20 protein-coding genes are annotated in these 17,383 nt (G+C 40.1%); 5 read left to right on the top strand and 15 right to left on the bottom strand.

Features of this window, described 5'->3' with window-relative positions; genetic code table 11:
• Positions 1-294: 294 nt before the first annotated feature.
• Positions 295-933: a LysE family translocator gene (locus tag AC0VYH_RS07765; RefSeq protein WP_475367086.1), complete on the top strand. Its 639-nt coding sequence runs from the start codon at positions 295-297 to the stop codon at positions 931-933.
• A gap of 83 nt (positions 934-1,016) precedes the next feature.
• Here the strand turns inward: AC0VYH_RS07765 and AC0VYH_RS07760 are convergent, their stop codons facing one another.
• Positions 1,017-1,211 (bottom strand): hypothetical protein, encoded by a 195-nt coding sequence (locus AC0VYH_RS07760; protein ID WP_194221031.1) that lies wholly within the window; start codon positions 1,209-1,211, stop codon positions 1,017-1,019.
• A gap of 132 nt (positions 1,212-1,343) precedes the next feature.
• Here AC0VYH_RS07760 and AC0VYH_RS07755 point away from each other — a divergent pair, with 132 nt between their 5' ends.
• On the top strand, positions 1,344-2,195 hold the full coding sequence (locus AC0VYH_RS07755; RefSeq protein ID WP_475373614.1) for a glycine betaine ABC transporter substrate-binding protein: 852 nt from the start codon (positions 1,344-1,346) through the stop codon (positions 2,193-2,195).
• A gap of 131 nt (positions 2,196-2,326) precedes the next feature.
• Here AC0VYH_RS07755 and AC0VYH_RS07750 read toward each other — a convergent pair whose 3' ends face one another.
• Both AC0VYH_RS07750 and AC0VYH_RS07745 read right to left on the bottom strand, forming a co-directional pair.
• On the bottom strand, positions 2,327-3,328 hold the full coding sequence (locus AC0VYH_RS07750; protein ID WP_475373613.1) for a zinc-dependent alcohol dehydrogenase family protein: 1,002 nt from the start codon (positions 3,326-3,328) through the stop codon (positions 2,327-2,329).
• A gap of 263 nt (positions 3,329-3,591) precedes the next feature.
• Entirely contained in the window at positions 3,592-4,686 is a 1,095-nt protein-coding gene (locus AC0VYH_RS07745) for an NAD(P)H-dependent flavin oxidoreductase (protein WP_475368794.1), read from the bottom strand.
• A 170-nt stretch (positions 4,687-4,856) separates the two neighbouring features.
• On the opposite strand from AC0VYH_RS07745, the gene AC0VYH_RS07740 reads away from it, so the two are divergent.
• Positions 4,857-4,997 (top strand): hypothetical protein, encoded by a 141-nt coding sequence (locus AC0VYH_RS07740; RefSeq protein WP_475368793.1) that lies wholly within the window; start codon positions 4,857-4,859, stop codon positions 4,995-4,997.
• 33 nt (positions 4,998-5,030) lie between these two features.
• Here the strand turns inward: AC0VYH_RS07740 and AC0VYH_RS07735 are convergent, their stop codons facing one another.
• The 5 genes from AC0VYH_RS07735 to AC0VYH_RS07715 form a co-directional block, all read right to left on the bottom strand.
• The gene (locus tag AC0VYH_RS07735; protein ID WP_430242330.1) at positions 5,031-5,522 is read right to left on the bottom strand and encodes a GNAT family N-acetyltransferase; all 492 of its coding nucleotides are present in this window, start codon (positions 5,520-5,522) and stop codon (positions 5,031-5,033) included.
• 111 nt (positions 5,523-5,633) lie between these two features.
• Entirely contained in the window at positions 5,634-6,353 is a 720-nt protein-coding gene (gene treR, locus AC0VYH_RS07730) for a trehalose operon repressor (RefSeq protein ID WP_303535999.1), read from the bottom strand.
• A 4-nt stretch (positions 6,354-6,357) separates the two neighbouring features.
• Positions 6,358-8,049, bottom strand: coding sequence for an alpha,alpha-phosphotrehalase (treC, locus tag AC0VYH_RS07725; protein ID WP_475368791.1), 1,692 nt, complete (start codon positions 8,047-8,049; stop codon positions 6,358-6,360).
• Between the two features lie 92 nt (positions 8,050-8,141).
• Positions 8,142-9,545, bottom strand: a complete 1,404-nt coding sequence (gene treP, locus AC0VYH_RS07720; protein ID WP_194221023.1) for a PTS system trehalose-specific EIIBC component — start codon at positions 9,543-9,545, stop codon at positions 8,142-8,144.
• An 80-nt stretch (positions 9,546-9,625) separates the two neighbouring features.
• Positions 9,626-10,123, bottom strand: a complete 498-nt coding sequence (locus AC0VYH_RS07715) for a PTS sugar transporter subunit IIA (RefSeq protein ID WP_475367080.1) — start codon at positions 10,121-10,123, stop codon at positions 9,626-9,628.
• Positions 10,124-10,365: 242 nt separating this feature from the next.
• Between AC0VYH_RS07715 and AC0VYH_RS07710 the strand changes: the two genes are divergently transcribed.
• The gene (locus AC0VYH_RS07710; RefSeq protein ID WP_475368790.1) at positions 10,366-10,866 is read left to right on the top strand and encodes a cupin domain-containing protein; all 501 of its coding nucleotides are present in this window, start codon (positions 10,366-10,368) and stop codon (positions 10,864-10,866) included.
• A gap of 34 nt (positions 10,867-10,900) precedes the next feature.
• On the opposite strand, the gene AC0VYH_RS07705 is transcribed toward AC0VYH_RS07710, so the two are convergent.
• The 4 genes from AC0VYH_RS07705 to AC0VYH_RS07690 form a co-directional block, all read right to left on the bottom strand.
• Positions 10,901-11,770, bottom strand: coding sequence for an aldo/keto reductase (locus AC0VYH_RS07705; RefSeq protein ID WP_475367078.1), 870 nt, complete (start codon positions 11,768-11,770; stop codon positions 10,901-10,903).
• An 89-nt stretch (positions 11,771-11,859) separates the two neighbouring features.
• Positions 11,860-12,138 (bottom strand): hypothetical protein, encoded by a 279-nt coding sequence (locus AC0VYH_RS07700; RefSeq protein ID WP_226612359.1) that lies wholly within the window; start codon positions 12,136-12,138, stop codon positions 11,860-11,862.
• Positions 12,139-12,294: 156 nt separating this feature from the next.
• Entirely contained in the window at positions 12,295-12,957 is a 663-nt protein-coding gene (locus AC0VYH_RS07695) for a type 1 glutamine amidotransferase domain-containing protein (RefSeq protein ID WP_475367077.1), read from the bottom strand.
• Positions 12,958-13,068: 111 nt separating this feature from the next.
• Positions 13,069-13,332: a hypothetical protein gene (locus tag AC0VYH_RS07690; protein ID WP_475367076.1), complete on the bottom strand. Its 264-nt coding sequence runs from the start codon at positions 13,330-13,332 to the stop codon at positions 13,069-13,071.
• A gap of 252 nt (positions 13,333-13,584) precedes the next feature.
• On the opposite strand from AC0VYH_RS07690, the gene AC0VYH_RS07685 reads away from it, so the two are divergent.
• The gene (locus AC0VYH_RS07685) at positions 13,585-14,379 is read left to right on the top strand and encodes a peptidoglycan-binding protein (protein WP_430242351.1); all 795 of its coding nucleotides are present in this window, start codon (positions 13,585-13,587) and stop codon (positions 14,377-14,379) included.
• Between the two features lie 43 nt (positions 14,380-14,422).
• Here AC0VYH_RS07685 and AC0VYH_RS07680 read toward each other — a convergent pair whose 3' ends face one another.
• The 3 genes from AC0VYH_RS07680 to AC0VYH_RS07670 all read right to left on the bottom strand — a co-directional run bounded on the left by AC0VYH_RS07680 (position 14,423) and on the right by AC0VYH_RS07670 (position 17,315).
• Entirely contained in the window at positions 14,423-15,526 is a 1,104-nt protein-coding gene (locus tag AC0VYH_RS07680) for an AI-2E family transporter (protein WP_475367075.1), read from the bottom strand.
• 9 nt (positions 15,527-15,535) lie between these two features.
• Complete coding sequence (locus AC0VYH_RS07675) at positions 15,536-16,144, bottom strand: serine/threonine protein kinase (protein WP_475367074.1); 609 nt, start codon at positions 16,142-16,144, stop codon at positions 15,536-15,538.
• A gap of 226 nt (positions 16,145-16,370) precedes the next feature.
• Positions 16,371-17,315 carry a nucleoside hydrolase gene (locus AC0VYH_RS07670; protein WP_475367073.1) on the bottom strand — a complete coding sequence of 315 codons (945 nt, stop codon included), beginning with the start codon at positions 17,313-17,315 and terminating at the stop codon, positions 16,371-16,373.
• Between the last annotated feature and the right edge of the window lie 68 nt (positions 17,316-17,383).

The raw sequence follows: 17,383 nt of genomic DNA, 5'->3' as shown, positions 1-17,383 counted from the left end.
ACAATTTTCCACATCTTCTTCAAAATATTGCGCGACCCAAAAGAGCATAATAGCATATTTTTCCCTGAATTCAAAATGAGACTTCTAATTTAGGCCGTTTGGACATGTATTAAAGAAAGAGGAATTCCTTATTTCAAGGTTACATTCGTTACGATTAATGATCTCTAGATGTTTGGCTCATTCGAGTGAACCCTTCACTTCATTCGAATAAATCAACTATCTATCCACTCCAACAGCCTGCTCAAAAGTATTTATCCTGAATCAGAATACATAGATAAAAGGAGATTGCTCGCCATGCTAGAAATTGCTATTGCTCACATTATCTTGGGCTTATCAATTGCTGCTCCGCTCGGTCCAATAAACATTGAAATCATGAAGCGAGGAATTCATAAAGGGTTCTGGTCTTCTCTCTTCGTAGGAGCAGGTGGAATGAGTGCAGACCTTGTACTCATGTATTTGATGTACTTCGGTATTGCAACTTTTGTTAAGCTGACTATTGTCCAAATTAGTTTAATGATTCTCGGAGCCATTATCTTAACGATTTCAGGGATTCAAGGCTTTCGATCTCAAGTAAGTCTTGATGAAGACGAGGACAAAGAAAGAACGGGTTTATTTCATTCCTACGCAACCGGTTTTATGATCGCTGCATTTAATCCAATGAACCTTCTTTTCTGGCTCGGTATTTACGGATCAGTGCTTAGCGTTTCACTGCAACAACCAGACAAATGGCAGGCCTTTTTCTTATCTGCACTCGTTTTCATTGGGATCGGCCTTTGGAATGTCAATCTTTGTATGACCGTCCACTTCGGAAAATCACTAATGAAACCTCGAACGCTCCGCGCGATTAGTGTAACCGCCAGTCTCGTATTATTATTTTTTGGTTTACGGTTCGGCTACCTTGCAGCTGAAATGATTTTCGTTGCTTCAAAATAGGATTGGCTATGCAGCCAATCCTATTACGTCTTCATTTTGACTACGAATGTTTTTGAAGAAGCATTCTCGTTACAATGATGCGTTTACGTAAAATAAACATAAGCTGCAATGCCTGCTATAGCGAGAACGCTTACAAGAAGATAAATAGCGGAAATGGTAACCGTTGTATTCTTCGCTTTCTTCCCATACCCAGGATCACTTTTTCCGGCAACCATTAGCGTACCAATTAAAATAATAACAAGAAAAATAACTATAAGCGTTGTTGCAATTGTGATCATCCCCATCCCTCCCTACCTTCATCATACACTGTCTCCTTTCTGTAATAAACCTGCAAAAGTGTGACACATTTGTTATGATAGAAAACATGTGCGTTTTCACACAAAAAATAAGAAAGAAAAAGGAGAGTATCTATGAGGAGAGGAATCTTAGTCCTAGTCATTGCAGCACTTTCAATTCTAGCAGCTTGTGGATCTGGAGAAAGTGAAGAGTCGAAAGGAACGGTTACGTTTGGATTAAACAACTGGGCTGAAAATATCGCCGTTTCAAATATGTGGAAAGTGATACTTGAAGAAAAAGGATACGACATTGAACTAAAATCAATGGAAAAGTCACCAGTTTGGGCTGGTATTTCACAGGGCGACCTTGATGTAGCAGCAGAGGTTTGGCTACCTACGACTGATAAGCCACTATATGAAGAGTACAAAGAAGATGTTGAGATGCAAGAAACATGGTATGAGGGTACTGGTCTTGGCCTCGTTGTCCCTTCGTATATGGATATCAATAGTATAGAAGAACTGAACGACAAAAAAAGCGAACTTGGATTAGAGCAAATTGTTGGAATTGATCCGGGCGCTAGCTTGATGGAAATGAGCAGAACGGCTGTTGATGAATATGAATTAAATTATGACCTTGTCGATAGCTCTGGTCCAGCGATGATGAGTGAGCTTAAGAAAGCTTATGAAGACGAAGAACCTATTATTGTCACGCTGTGGAATCCTCACTGGGCTTTTGCAGAATATGACTTAAAGTACCTGGAAGATCCCAAAAATGTTTATGGTGAAGCGGACGATATTTACTTTATGACAAGAACAGATTTCAGTGACGATCACCCTGAAATCGTTAAGTGGATGAACAATTGGAAGATGGATGATGATTCACTCGGTAGTCTAATGGCAACGATTAAGAATGCTGACGACACCGAAACAGGCGCAAAGCAGTGGGTTGAAGAGAACGAAGAGCTTGTCTCTCAATGGACTGAATAACGGCCTGAACTCATCTTCGAATTCTTTATCTATTAGCTCTCATGAATGGCTTTATTTTTTAGTTCATTTGTTTGACTAACCAATATGAAAAGGAACCCGAATGGGTTCCTTTTCGTTATTTGACGTTATATTTAAGAATGTGTCAAATCATTTTCTGCAACAACTTTGCCAATCGTCTTTCCTGATTCAAGTCGTGCATGAGCGTCACCGATTGTAGTAAAAGTAAAGCTTTGTTCATCCAAAACCGGCTTTAATATGCCGTGATCTACCATATGCGCAACGCGGTTTAGAATGTCTCCGTGATGCTCTCTTCCTTCATTCGTTAACATCGGAACGAGCATTAAAACACCATGGTACGAAGCACTTTTCACATAAAGTTGTGTCATATCGTGTTCACCACTGCCAACAATACAGGCAACGTCGCCGCCATTTTTCACTGCTTGAAATGACTTTTCCATGTTATCTCCGCCTACTGTATCAAAAACAGCATCGAAACCTTTTCCATCTGTATAGTGATTAACATATTCTTCGACAGACGTTTCTTTATAATTGATCGCGTAATCAGCACCGAGTTCTTGACCCAGCTTCATTTTCTCATTCGTTGAAGCTGTCGTATAGACGATGGCACCTAGTGATTTAGCAATCTGAATAGCGATGTGCCCAACGCCGCCTGTCGCACCGTGAATAAGAACATTTTGTCCTGGCTTTACATTGATTCGATCAATGAGCGCTTCCCACGCCGTGATAGATACGAGCGGCAATGCGGCAGCTTCTATCATAGATAAACGCGCTGGTTTCTTAGCTACAAGCTTTTGATCAACAATCATTTGTTCACGGAGTGCTCCGTCGAGACCTTTTACCCCGCCCGCACAAGCATATACCTCGTCACCTTTTTTAAACGCGCTTCCTTCATATGCTTCCTCCACAATGCCAGCTACATCTCCATGTAGAACGGCTGGAAATGCTGGAGCAAACGCTTCTGCTTGACCAGATCGTATTTTTATATCCACTGGATTAACGCTTGTTGCTTTCACGTTAATTCTCACTTCACCAGCTTTTAATTCTCTTGATGAGAGCTCTTCTACACGAAAATTTGATGGTGCTCCAAATTCGTTAATCACAACTGCTTTCATGAATAAACACCCTTCCTGGATCTAATTCAAATTACCTTGTTCATTCTTCTGCGTTTCCCCGATATCTTTCTAAACAAACAGGTATTTCATTCAGAATTTATGACCAAACTCATTATACAGCCGGTCATTATCTTTTCATAATAAAAGGTGCTGTCAGATGACCGGCCTATCAATGCAAGTCATTGAAGTGGCCCTTCTCACTAGTTTGAGAAGGGCTTCTTCACGTTCATTTGGATATGGTTAGTAAGCTGGATGTATCTTGATTACGAAATCCTATTGATGATGTTATTTACCTCTGAGACGCTATCTCGAATTATTTCCTCCGCGGATTTCGAAGTACTCAACCGTGGGTTTTGCCCCGACCACAATGACATCCATTCAGGATGATTTTGCTCAGCTGCTTGTTTACGAATCTCTTTTGTTAAAGTGTTTAACACTGGGTAACCAGGAAACATGGGTAAGTTAGATTCAGTCATTTCGGTCATAAAATCATTTTTTATACCACGAGCAGACTTCCCACTAAATACGGGTGTGATCATTGTTTGTTCTTCCGTGCTCGTTAATATCGCTTGTTTGTGAAGAGGGTGACCCCCACTTTCTTGACACGTCACAAATGCTGTTCCCATCTGAACAGCTCCAGCTCCCAGAACAAGCATACTGAGAATTCCTCGTCCATCCATGATTCCACCAGCCGCTATAACAGGAATATTTATGACATCAACCGTTTGTGGGATAAGAGAGGAAATACCGACAAGTGAAGAATCAACTTCACTTTCAAAAGTGCCGCGATGTCCACCCGCTTCTGCCCCTTGCATCACCACAAGATCCATTCCGCTTTCTTCATTGATAATGGCTTCATTTACCGTCGTTGCCGTTCCGATAAGGATAATTCCTTTACGCTTTAGTTGCTGGACATCCTCTTTTGAAGGAATTCCAAAAGTAAAGCTACATACAGGTACATCTTCCTCTATTAAAATCTTAAGCTTTTCTTTGTATTCTTTTTTTAAAACCGAAAAAGTCTTCTCTTTATAACTATAGTCTTCTATACCAAGTTTTGTAGCATAGCGCTGAAGCACCTGCTTCGTCTGCTCCACCACTTCATTGGAGGAGTGATCCTCCTCAGGAATAAACAAGTTAACAGCAAAAGCCCTTGACGTGAACTGTTTAATGTCTTTTATCGCGACCCTCATTTGATCAGGTGTCATGTACCCAGCCCCTAAGCTGCCTAAGCCTTCCGTATTCGATACAGAAGCAACTAATTGAGGTGTTGTCACCCCTCCGGCCATTCCCGCCTGTACGATCGGATATTCGATGTTTAATATGGAAGTTACGAGAGTTTCATTCCACAAGACTACCATCTTCCTTTCTATCTCTTCCTTTGCCCTTTAAAATACTTCTTTATAAAAAGAATGACTCCTTCAAATTACGCTGAGGAATTTATATTGCAATTCGATTGATCTACCGCTATGATAATGTTAACCAAATATACATAAATGGTTAACATTATTGTCGCAGGGGGGAATGAGTCTTGAAAGAAAACGCTTATTTGCCTGAAGAATGGCATGTTGTCGTGGAAGAAGCAATGGAAGCTTATGTCACTAAAGAAGAATTCCAAGCATTCTTAATAGAATATAGCCTACAAAAAGCGTGTATTAAAAGCCAGGAGTAAATTCTCCTGGCTTTTTAGTTGCAAAGAACGAAGCTATATAACTGGATATTTTAGAATAGCCTGAGGCCCTGAGCGCCCGTTCTTTTTCTTATTAGTATGAATAAACCCCGCTCCTAAATAAATCTTCTTAGCTGCTTCATTGTCTTCATTAACCCCAAGAACGATTTCATGACAATTAGGGAAATGCCTTTTTACAAACTGTTCTAGCAGCTGTAAAGAGGCTTTCGCAATCCCTCTTCCTTGCTCAGGTCGATTGATTGAATACGCTCTTAACAGAACGGCCTTAGTATTATCTGAATACGAGAAGGTATCATCCCCACGATCTAGAACGAAAAAGCCAACTGGCTGATCCTTTTCCATAATAACCACAGGAAAGCGATCATGATCGATCTGGCATTTCTCATATGCAGGGACTGGCATCGACGTGAAAGCGAGCTGCCTTTCATCTAGAGTGAATGATTTCAATGCACTAATATGATCTTTTTCAGCTTTCACAAGATAGATGTTTTCTTCTTTAACCCTCACATGAAAGACTCCTCTCCAACCTAACTCTTTTGTTCATTATTACTCGTCAACTAAGAGAATTCAATATGACAGTAAGATAAAGAAGCGCTCCTAATTATAGGAGCGCTTCTTTCATTGCTTTTCACGTCTAGCAAAATCAACAAATCTAAATTTATCAAGCCGGTGCCTTGATTCAGTATACTCAATTAATGTGGTGTCATTTAGATAAACGTAGTTTCGAACCACGACAACATGATTGTAATCATGCAAATCCAGGTAGAGACGATCCTCTTCATCCGCCTCTTCCACTACAATTTCCTTTTTAGCATAGCTTACGACAAGGCCAAGGTCATTCTCTAAATAATCATAGATCGAATTCTCACAAATTGTTTTTGTGAGCTCTGGAACAAATTCTACTGGAAAATAATCGCGATCAAGTATAATTTTCTCTCCATCTATTTCACGAGCTCTTACAACATGCCATACTTGTGCATTGTCTTTTAGCTCCAACTGCTCACTAACCCATTTCGACGGAAGTTTTTTTTCTAGATCATGAACGATAGTACGAGAAGAGCGATTCATTTTTTGAGAGATTTCCTTAAAGCTCACAAGACCAGAAACCGGAAATTCATAACGGTTAAGGTCGAGAACGACAGATCCTCGCGCTTTAATTTTCTGAATCAAACCATTTTGAGAAAGCAAATTAAGAGCTTTACGAATCGTCTCTCGCGATGTTCCGTACGCTTCCGCTAACTCGTGTTCTGAAGGTAATTTAGTATTCGGTTGATAGGTACCATTTTGTATATTCAGAGAGAGATCATTATATATTTGCTGGTACTTGGTTTGCTTCATAGACTCACCTTGCCTTAGTTAGATGATAAGCAATCGACTCATATGGTCGCAATGACACTTTCTTGAAAGTGTTAGGGGTGTCTTCATAATTCGATAATAGAACCTCTGCATGATAACCATTTACTTCCACATCTTCCGGAAGTTCAAACGTTACTTCACTTTCATAGAAATTATTGATCACAAGAAGCTTTTCATTTTCACCGTTCCTTACATAAGCGAAAAGCTGTGGGTGTTCAGCTAAAAGAAGCTCATAGTCACCGTATGTGATCAAATCCATATTTTTTCTAAGTGCGATTAGCTTCTGATAATGTTCAAATACTGAATGACTCTCATTAAGTGTATCTTCGACGTTAATGTCTTCATAGTTTTTCGCAACGGGTATCCATGGTTCCCCTGTTGTAAACCCAGCGTTAGCTTCTGAATTCCATTGAACAGGCGTTCTTGAGTTATCTCTTGATTTATGACGCAAAATCTCGAGTACTTCCTCTTCACTATACCCTTTTTCCTCTTTAAGAATGGAGTAAATATTCAACGACTCTACATCGCGATAAGATGAGATCGCATCAAACTTTGGATTCGTCATCCCAATTTCTTCTCCCTGATAAATATACGGAGTACCTTGCATCAGGTGCATTGTTGTCGCTAGCATTTTGGCTGACTCACGTCTGTACTCCCCGTCATTCCCGTAGCGTGATACGATTCGGGGCTGGTCATGGTTACACCAGAAGAGGGCATTCCAGCCTCCACCTTCATACATTTCCGCCTGCCATGTTGATAGAATCTCTTTTAGCTTTAGGAAATCAAAATCGGCTACAGACCACTTTTCGCCATTAGGATAATCGACTTTTAAATGATGGAAATTGAATGTCATGCTCAATTCATTTCGCTTAGGATTAGAGTATTTAATGCAGTTGTCAATCGTTGTGGAAGACATCTCTCCAACCGTCATGCTGTTATATTTCATAAACACATTGCGATTCATTTCGTTCATATACTCATGCACTTTTGGACCATCTGTATAGAATTTACGTCCGTCTCCAGGAGCTACAGAACCATCATCATTTGGGAAATTCTGATCTTTCGAAATAAGGTTAATCACATCGAGACGAAAACCATCGACCCCTTTTTCAAACCAGAATGTCATCATATCATACACTTCATCTCTTACTTTTTCATTCTCCCAGTTAAGATCAGCCTGTGTGACATCAAAAAGATGTAAGTAATATTGACCGGTTTCTTTATCAAACTGCCACGCATTACCACCGAATTTTGACTGCCAGTTTGTTGGTTCTGCTCCATTTACGCCATCTTTCCAGATGTAATAGTCTCGATAAGGATTATCCTTTGATTTACGAGACTCGACGAACCACTGATGCTCGGTAGACGTATGATTCACAACGATATCCATAATGATCTTAATGTCTTTTGAATGGGCTTCTTGAAGAAGACGATCGAAATCCTCCATTGTTCCATACTCTTCATAAATACTAAAGTAGTCTCGAATATCATATCCATTGTCATTCTGAGGTGAATCATAGATTGGTGTTAGCCAAACGACATCCACTCCAAGTTCACTTAAATAATCCAGCTTTTCAATAATGCCTTGAATATCCCCCGTACCGTTACCAGTCGTATCGTTAAAGCTTTTCGGATAAATTTGATAAACGACTGACTTCTTCCACCATGGTTGTTGCATATCAATCAACTCCTAATTGTATACTTGAAAAAACAAACAAAGGCGATACCATCGGAGCAGCTTAAGTGCCTGATGATATCGCTCCTTTTTATTTACTCGCTTACTTTTCTAACTTTCCCATACAAGAATGTTAAAACAAATGGTACGACGAGTGCGATGGCCATCCCCATAAAGAAAGCACCCCAGTATTCTTTAAAGATTGAAAGGAAGCCTGGTATACCACCTACACCGATCGATGTCGCTTCAACACCACTAACCGTAATAACAAGACCAGCCACAGCTGAACCAATAATTGCTGCAAAGAACGGGAACTTAAAGCGTAAATTCACACCGAATAGCGCAGGTTCAGTGACGCCAAGGAAAGCAGAGACAGCCGAAGTACCTGCAAGTCCTTTCGTTTTCTCATTACGTGTAATCAGCATCATCGCAAGTGCCGCTGCACCCTGGGCGATGTTGGAAAGTGCTAGCATCGGCCATAAGAATGTGCTTCCCGTACTGCCGATTAACTGCAAATCTACAGCAAGGAACGTATGGTGCATTCCCGTGATAACGAGTGGCGCATATAAAGCCCCATACACTAATCCACCAATAGCTGGTGCAAAATCAAATAATCCAATAAAACCATCCGTTAAGAGATTCGCAATCCAGAATGTCACCGGTCCAATAAGAGTAAACGCTAGGAATCCAGTTACAAGAAGGGCAACAGGAGCCACTATGAGCATTTGAATGGAATCTGGAATCCGCTTGTTAAGAAACGTTTCAATTTTGGCTAATATATAAGCTGACACAAGAACAGGCAAGACTTGCCCTTGATACCCAATCTTCTCTATTTCAAGTCCAAACAAATTCCATGTTGGAATATCGTCGGCTTCTCCATATGCCCATGCATTGAGGAGATCAGGGTGAACAAGAATAAGACCTAGTACAATACCGAGCAATGGACTTCCGCCAAATTGCTTCGCTGCTGACCAACCAATTAAGCCAGGTAAAAAGACGAAGGCTGTGTTAGCAATCAGGTTAATAATACTCGCTAAATCTGCCCACTGTGGATACACCTCTACAAGTGGATCACTAAAGAAGATATCCGGTGCTGTGAGAATATTATTAATCCCAAGAAGCAAACCAGCTGTTACGATTGCAGGTAAAATCGGTATAAAAATATCAGCAAGTGTTTTCACACCGCGCTGGAGGATATTTTGTTTACTTGCAGCCGCATCTTTCACGTCCTGTTTGGACGCGCTTTCAATATCTGCCATCTCAGCAAAGATCTTAAATACTTTATCAACGGTTCCTTGACCGATAACTACCTGAAACTGCCCATTCGCCGAAAAAGAACCTTTGACAAGCTCATTCTCTTCAAGTGCTTTTGTATCTACTTTACTTTCATCATGCAAAACAAGACGCAGACGGGTTACACAATGTGTTGCGGTCGAAATATTTTCCTTACCGCCTATGGCTTCCAGGATCTGTTCGACAGACTCTCGATTAATCGCCATGTTTTCTTCCCCCTTAGAAATAATTAGATAGATCCTAAGAGAGTTGATGTATAGCGCACTCTCTTAGGAACTTCATAACTTTATCCTTTTACTTTGGTTGTCATAATTTCAGTCTCATTTGATGCGCCGACTGTATATTTCTTCTCAACATTTTCAAGAACATCAGCATTTGTAATAATCACAGGAGTGATCGTACTCGCTGCTTTCTCCTTAACAAGATCAAGATCAACTGTGATGAGAGGATCGCCAACTTTTACCTTGTCGCCTTCTTTTACGTGACCTTCAAATCCTTCTCCACCCATGTTAACTGTTTCTAAACCAACGTGGATTAAAATTTCAAGACCTGATTCAGATTCAATTCCAACTGCATGCTTCGTATGGAAGAACTGGATTACTTTCCCGTTGACTGGTGAAACGACTTTTCCGTCTTTTGGCTCAATCGCAACACCGTCTCCCATCATTTTTTGTGAAAATGTTGGATCTGGAACTTTTTCAAGTTCAACAACATCTCCGTTTAAAGGAGCGAAAATAACCTCTTCTGAAGGCTTTTCTTTTTTACCAAATAGTTTTTTCAACATAAGAACATTCCCCTTTCAACCGCTTTCATTTATATTCTATCTTGTCTATACAAGTTTAGCTTACACATGCAGTTTATCTTGTATAGACAAGTTAGTCAACTATAATACTCAACTTTTAAATCACATTTCTAAGGGGGGAAGATGTGATTCGATAAATAATTTCCCTGATTGTCATATCCTAAACGCTGATACATGTTTCAAATTTCTCGAAAACGTATACAAAAGGACTAAGGAGTGATCATATGGAAAAGCACCAAATAAAAACGATAACGTTTGAAGATGATGGTAACATTCCAAACAACCCGTTCCATCCGCTTATTCTCTATCCAGGAGCGCTAGATCATCCCGGTAATTGTATGAAGATTTTCAAAGAAAACAATTGGACTAATGCGTGGGAGAATGGCGTGTTTTCTTACCATCATTATCACAGTAACAGCCACGAAGTACTTGGGGTGATCGAAGGATCAGCTTCCATCACATTTGGAGGAGAAAACGGAAAGACAGTTGAAGTCACAGTAGGAGATGTCGTAGTCATTCCAGCTGGTGTGGGACATAAAAAAGAAGCATCCTCGACCGATTTCCGCGTAGTAGGGGCTTATCCAAACGGTATGCCCCACGATCTTAGAACAGGAAAAGCCGATGAACGAAAAGAAGCCATCGATAACATTGAGAACGTTCCATTACCTGCAACGGATCCAATTTTTGGTGTTAATGGACCACTACTTGACGTTTGGGGCCGCTAGAACATAGCAAAAGACGCCTTTATAGGCGTCTTTTTTAGGAAGAAGTATATTCAGATTTCTTAAAACCTGGCACCGTTCTTTCGTAAAAGTCCAGGTTATCAGGATGATGCGCTATACGGCTGTCAGAATGAAGAGAATCGATGGAAAGCATCTCTTCATCAGTTAAATTAAAATCAAAAATAGCTGCATTCTCTTTAATCCGCTCGCTATGGGAGGACTTCACATTCAACAAAATCTGATGCTGAAGACACCATCTAAGAACTATTTGTGCAGGTGTTTTACCATAACGTTCGCTAACTGCTTGAATCACCGGATTCTTTAACACCTGACCTCGTTTTAACGGTGACCATGCCTGGACCTGAATTCCTTTTGATCGACAGTAATCTCTTAGTTCACCCTGTATTAACTCAGGGTGTAACTCAATTTGATTGAGAACAGGTTTGACGGTTGAGATACGAGAAATGGCTTCTAGATGGTGCGTCTCAAAGTTACTAACACCAATAGCACATACCTTTCCTTCATGATAGAGCTTCTCTAGCGCTTGCCATGTTTCAAGAAATAAGTGAGGAACTGGCCAGTGAATTAAATACAAATCAAGATAATCAGTGCTCAATCGTTCCAACGATCTTTCAAAAGCAGCAAGCGTTGCATTATAGCCCTGTTCATCGTTCCAAACTTTAGAAGTAATAAACAGCTCTTCGCGTGGAATTCCTGAATCCTTAATCGCACGACCTACTGCTTCTTCATTCTCATAATAGGAAGCTGTATCAATGCCGCGGTACCCGGTTTCAATGGCAACTTTAACAGCGCTGTAGGCATCTTCCCCTTTTAGTTTAAAAGCACCAAAACCAAGATAAGGCATTTTAACACCGTTTGATAGAACAACCGTTTTCTCAATCCCCATCTTATTTCGCCTCCTTCTTCAATCACCTTTATCTCTAAAGAAATCTGACTTCCTTCTCTACACTATTTCTTAAGACGCTACGCTATTCCTTACACAAGCTTGCGATATTCATTAATAAAAACAGTGGGATCCTTTTTGATAATAAATGATTCAACACCACTATTTGTATGAAGATATAAAAAACCATAAAGCGTCGATTGAAATCGATAGGACATATCAAAGACATCTTTGATCGCAAAATGTTTATGTCCAACAACTATCCGATCTTCATATAGTTCTAAATCGTGCTCCTGCTCTAGCGTTTTCTGTTCCGTACGTTCCATTTTTCGAATTACCTTGATAAATGGGTGAGATAAAATAAATTTCAAGTTCATCATCCTATTCTTCTATCATTCTACATATTATCACTCAGTTCCTCTTTAAGAGAAAGGGTAATAAAGAAAAAGAGCAGACCTTTACTGGTCCGCCCCCTTCTTTCGTATCAGTTAATGATAAGCATTAAGCTCAATCATTTTATCTTTTCTTTATTTGCCTTCAATCGCTTCAATAATTTTATTTGCAGCACTTTCACTTGATTGTGGATTTTGTCCTGTAATTAAATTACCGTCACGAACGGTATAAACTGACCAGTTCTCGCCTAACTCAAAGTTAGCACCTTTTTCACGTAATTTGGTTTCAAGCAAGAATGGCATTTGTTCAACAAGCCCCATTTCTCGCTCTTCAGAATCAGTAAAGGCACTTACTTTCTTCCCTTTTACAAGAGGTGTACCGTCTTTATAAGTTACGTTCACAAGTCCTGCTGGACCGTGGCAAACGGATCCGATAATTTTATCTGCTTCAGCTTGTTCCTGAAGGATATGTTGAAGAACTTCGCTATCAGGGAAGTCAAACATCGTTCCGTGACCGCCCGGTAGAAAGACAACGTCAAAGTTATTTGCATCTTCTTTTGTTACCTTAGTTGTATTTTTCAGTTGGTTTTGAGCGTCTTCCCATTCTTTCGGATCTTCTTCTGGGATACTATTTGGATCAAGCTCTACTTCGCCACCTTGAATGGAAGTGACTTTGATGTCATACCCTTTTTCCTTGAAGATGTTATAAGGGACAGCGAACTCCTCAAGCCATAGTCCTGTTTTGTGATCTGAATCGATTTCTGTATGATTTGTTACGACCATTAATACTTTAGTCATATGAATTCCTCTCCTTTATCTTCTAAGTACTTGTTAGTCTTTATGACCACTTTAGTACAATACCCGATGTTCAGAAAAGTATTCATGGGTTTGAAGAATCCAGAAAATTTTCTAATATAACAATTGAGGGATAATGAAAAACAAATAGAACACATTGAGAAAGATGGCACTCATAACAAGAAGAGTGTTTTTCTTCTTAATTTGGAGGATATAAAGAACGATCCAAAGAACAAATAATCCGATTGGAACGAACAGATAGTTATTATTTTCAACTAACTTTAAAACACCGAGGAGTTCTAAAATAGAGTATGGAACAATAATGACTCCAAGAATAATATTGATAAGATGAATCCATTTTCTTTCAAGAGCTTTCACTAGAAATGTATCTCCTTTCTGAAAGAACCGATTTCACTAACTATTCTATTTTCCATCTCTATTGATGAAGAGTCAACGATCAATTTGACGAGGGCTTTTCAAACAGCATCCTTCTTTTCTTCACTCTTTCTGCTCCATAATTTGGTCTTTTTCTAATCATATCGTCGGGTATTTGATCAAAATCGTCGAATAGACTCCTTTTCCTCCGAATGCTGTCTCTTGTAGAGGACAATCATTCAAGGAGGAATAAAGATGAAACACAAAATGAAACTCGTAGCAGCGCTACTTATTTCTAGCATCATTTTTGTAGCCACGCCTTCATTTGCTTCTGCAGCATTTGATTCTGTCAACCAACAAGGCGACTCAGGTGGAGAAGTTAAGGAACTGCAAGACTATCTTATGACGAAAGGGCTATTCCCCTACCACACTGCAACAGGCTATTACGGAGAGATCACTGAAAAAGCCGTGAAGAATTTTCAGATGAATCGCAATCTCCAAGTAGATGGGATTGCAGGACCAGAAACAAAACAGGCCCTTCAAGTCCTAAGACGTGGAGACATTGGAAAACAAGTCATACATATACAAAGCCAGCTTAATCAAGCGGGATATGAGAGCGATGCAGATGGGATTTATGGTTCAGGTACAGCTACAATTGTAGAGGAATTCCAACGAGACAATGGCCTTTCAGCTGATGGGATTGCAGGGCCATCCACACGTAGAGCGTTAGATCAAATGGCTGCACCAGGTTCAGCTGCAGGGAAAGAATTCACGGCAGAAAGCACCGCATATACAGCCGATTGCACCGGATGTTCCGGTGTGACTAAGATGGGAATCAATTTAGACAAATACCCGGACGCCAAAGTGATCGCCGTTGATCCGGATATGATTCCACTTGGCTCCATTGTGGAAGTTGAAGGATATGGTACTGCCATTGCTGCAGACATTGGTGGCGATATTAATCACAATCGTATTGATGTGTTTATTCCAAGTCAGCAAGCCGCCCTCAATTGGGGACGAAAAGATGTTAAAATACGCGTCATTGAATAAGAAAAAGAACAGGCATTCCATATTTGGAGTGCCTGTTCTTTCTTTATGATTTATTCGTTGCATGCTTTCCCCGCTGCTGCAGTTTAATTAATCGATACGTATGTGTAAAGATTACTTTTAACACCGCATAAGTTGGAATCGCAAGAATGAGTCCTAGGAATCCAGCGAGACTGCTGGCAACCAATAGTAATAAAATAATCGTTAGTGGATGGATATCAAGTTTTCTTCCCATCACAAGAGGTGAAACAAGGTTACTTTCTATTTGTTGAATTACGATCACACCAAGAACAACCCATAGAGCAGTAAGCGGTGATTGAATTAATCCTACAATAACCCCAGGTGCCGTCCCAATGATAGGACCGATAAACGGTACAACATTAAGGAACAGGGCAATGAGCGCTAGAATTAAGGCATAATCAAGATCAATAATAACGTACCAAATGTAAACAAAGGTTCCAATAAAGATACTTACAATCAGCTGGCCTTGAATAAAGCCACTTAACGCATCATCCATGTCTTCTAGTATTTTCGCCCCTTCTTTTCGATGAGCTCGAGGCACAACGCTAAGTAAAGAAGGCATCAATTTCTTCCCGTCTTTCAACATAAAAAACAGAATAAAAGGAAGAAGCACAATTCCTACTAATACATTCGTCACAACATTTAATATGGAGAAAATGTAGTTTCCGAAAGAGGAGCTAATTTCTCCGATAGAACCAGATATACGATCCGTTAACTCCTGGATATCAACCATTTCACTTTGAAGAATTCTCGCTATGTATGGGTTGCTTTGCCATTCATTGGTCGCCTTTTGTAGATCATTGATAAGGGTCGGTGCACCTTGGACAAGACTATTAAATTGATCAACTAGAACAGGACCAATGCTCAGAACTAAACCAGTCACACCACCAGCAAGGGCAAGATAGACAAGGAGAATACCAAGCGGTCTAGGAATTTTCCACTTTTCTAAAAGGGCGATAACAGGTCTAAGAATATAATAAAACACCCCTGCAGCGATGATTGGGAATGCTAAAGTTGTTACAAGTATCACAAGTGGACGAAAAATAAATTCGATTTTACTCCCTACCCAAATCACTGTAAAAATAAGGAGGAGCCAAATAAAGAATCGAAACAATCGTGATTGCTGCATGATCGATCATCACTTCCTTTCATTCATTTTGATGAAGCCTTTACGGTAGAGACGAATGATCATCTCGATAAACCAAACGGGGTATTTCTTCGGAAAGAAGCGACGTCGGTAGTAGCGATCATAGGCCATCTTTAAGTCATCCCAGTGCGTACACTCCTTTGATTGACGGAAGCGAACAACATCGATGACGCGAACTTCTCCATTCGAGAGAAGCATCACATTTTGGAGATGTGTATCGGAAGGATTCAACCCTTTAGAACGGGCATACTGGAGCGCCACATCCACCTGCAGTAGCATATCATCAGTGATGATAATCCCTCGTCTTAAGCACTCGTAGAATGTAATGCCGTCCAAGTATTCTAAAACCACATACCCCTCTCCTCCCTCATAATAAAAAGGAAAGTGGTTATTTTCTTGAAGTACTTGATAAATCGAAGCTTCCTGCATAGCAAGATGAGCACAGTCAGGATAGAAAACCTTAAGAACCTTTTGTTCATTAGGTATTCTAAATACGACTGCACTTCTACCTCTACCGATTAGCTTCAGCTCTTCTGGTTTTCGAAGAACCTCTGTTCCAGATATCTCAATTTGCTGAACCATTCTTCCAATGTCATTCAAATGACAACACCCTCTTCATTTCTCGCATTTGTTACGCGATCTCTATCTTTACACCTATTCGCAACAGATGGCATGGTATAAGGGTGAACCGCCTGGATCGCAATAGAAACCAAGTTTATATAATAGCTTAGGTACACAAGAGGTATAATCTTTGTTTGAGAGAAATCTCATTTTTAAGACTATCCTACACCATTTACGAAAGAACACAAGGAAATGTTTCAGATCTCTAGAAAGTTTCTCCGGTCATCGTACTCATAAATAATTGGTAGAAAGCAAAATAGTTCATTGATATTGCGACTGAATGAATGGGTCTTCCATCAAATTCATCTTGTTCAAAGGATTTCCTAAAATCACCAATACTAAGGCCCCGGGCTTCTCCGGTAATTTCTACTGCTACGCGAGTGCGGTAGAATGTGCAAATGTCCTTCTTTTCAACCCCCATTAACGTAAGCGCATCGTGAACAGGACTACCTTCAATGTCTGGAACCATTTTCTTATAAAATTCCTCATAATAGTAATCTAAAAGTGGCTTAATAAGAGGCGCCTTCCCTTTTGCATGAACATAATTAACCATTCCCGGCGTTACAATCGCATGCTCCGTCACATTTAGTGGAAATAAAAAAACATGCTCAGCATATTTCATCACAATATTTGCCGCAACTGGATCTGCATAAAAATTAGCTTCTGCACTCGGCGTCACGTTTCCTGGTACGTTAAATGCACCGCCCATTATATAAAATGATTTAATTCCTTTCATCGTATCTGGATACAAGAGGAAGAGCGTCGCAAGAGAAGTCATCCTCCCAACATTTACAATCACAAGGTCGTCATACTCTTCAATTATTGAAATCACTTGAAAGAAATTCTCTAAAGGGGCAGCTTCATTTGGCGGTGGCGTAATAGGACCTAATCCTTCCGGCCCATGTACATTAGGATAATAAATCGGCACCTCTCCAGTCATAGGCTTTTCTGCCCCACCCATTACAGGGATATCCGTTCGGCCAACTTCTTCAAGTAAGTAGCGAACGTTACGGGTCGTTTGTTTTTTTGATACGTTTCCGTAGCAAGCTACAATACCAATAACATCCACGCCTTCTGATAAATAAGCAAATAAAAGCGCGACCGTGTCATCGATTCCTACATCTCCAAAAAACAAGACCTTTTGCCCCATTCCTTCACCTCATCCCCATACTTATCATAACTAACATATTCACATCGCTGTAAATTAAGAAGCAAGGC

Source organism: Anaerobacillus sp. QJM3NY_32, assembly GCF_056173645.1.
Note: the sequence above shows the minus strand (reverse complement) of the source record. Positions and strands in the feature narration are given on the sequence as shown.

Bases quoted from the DNA above. Each gene is read 5' to 3' on its own strand.
- AC0VYH_RS07765 (WP_475367086.1), top strand. From the start codon at position 295: ATGCTAGAAATTGCTATTGCTCACATTATCTTGGGCTTATCAATTGCT.
- AC0VYH_RS07760 (WP_194221031.1), bottom strand. From the start codon at position 1,211: ATGATCACAATTGCAACAACGCTTATAGTTATTTTTCTTGTTATTATT.
- AC0VYH_RS07755 (WP_475373614.1), top strand. From the start codon at position 1,344: ATGAGGAGAGGAATCTTAGTCCTAGTCATTGCAGCACTTTCAATTCTA.
- AC0VYH_RS07750 (WP_475373613.1), bottom strand. From the start codon at position 3,328: ATGAAAGCAGTTGTGATTAACGAATTTGGAGCACCATCAAATTTTCGT.
- AC0VYH_RS07745 (WP_475368794.1), bottom strand. From the start codon at position 4,686: ATGGTAGTCTTGTGGAATGAAACTCTCGTAACTTCCATATTAAACATC.
- treR (WP_303535999.1), bottom strand. From the start codon at position 6,353: ATGAAGCAAACCAAGTACCAGCAAATATATAATGATCTCTCTCTGAAT.
- treC (WP_475368791.1), bottom strand. From the start codon at position 8,049: ATGCAACAACCATGGTGGAAGAAGTCAGTCGTTTATCAAATTTATCCG.
- treP (WP_194221023.1), bottom strand. From the start codon at position 9,545: ATGGCGATTAATCGAGAGTCTGTCGAACAGATCCTGGAAGCCATAGGC.
- AC0VYH_RS07715 (WP_475367080.1), bottom strand. From the start codon at position 10,123: ATGTTGAAAAAACTATTTGGTAAAAAAGAAAAGCCTTCAGAAGAGGTT.
- AC0VYH_RS07710 (WP_475368790.1), top strand. From the start codon at position 10,366: ATGGAAAAGCACCAAATAAAAACGATAACGTTTGAAGATGATGGTAAC.
- AC0VYH_RS07705 (WP_475367078.1), bottom strand. From the start codon at position 11,770: ATGGGGATTGAGAAAACGGTTGTTCTATCAAACGGTGTTAAAATGCCT.
- AC0VYH_RS07695 (WP_475367077.1), bottom strand. From the start codon at position 12,957: ATGACTAAAGTATTAATGGTCGTAACAAATCATACAGAAATCGATTCA.
- AC0VYH_RS07685 (WP_430242351.1), top strand. From the start codon at position 13,585: ATGAAACACAAAATGAAACTCGTAGCAGCGCTACTTATTTCTAGCATC.
- AC0VYH_RS07680 (WP_475367075.1), bottom strand. From the start codon at position 15,526: ATGCAGCAATCACGATTGTTTCGATTCTTTATTTGGCTCCTCCTTATT.
- AC0VYH_RS07670 (WP_475367073.1), bottom strand. From the start codon at position 17,315: ATGGGGCAAAAGGTCTTGTTTTTTGGAGATGTAGGAATCGATGACACG.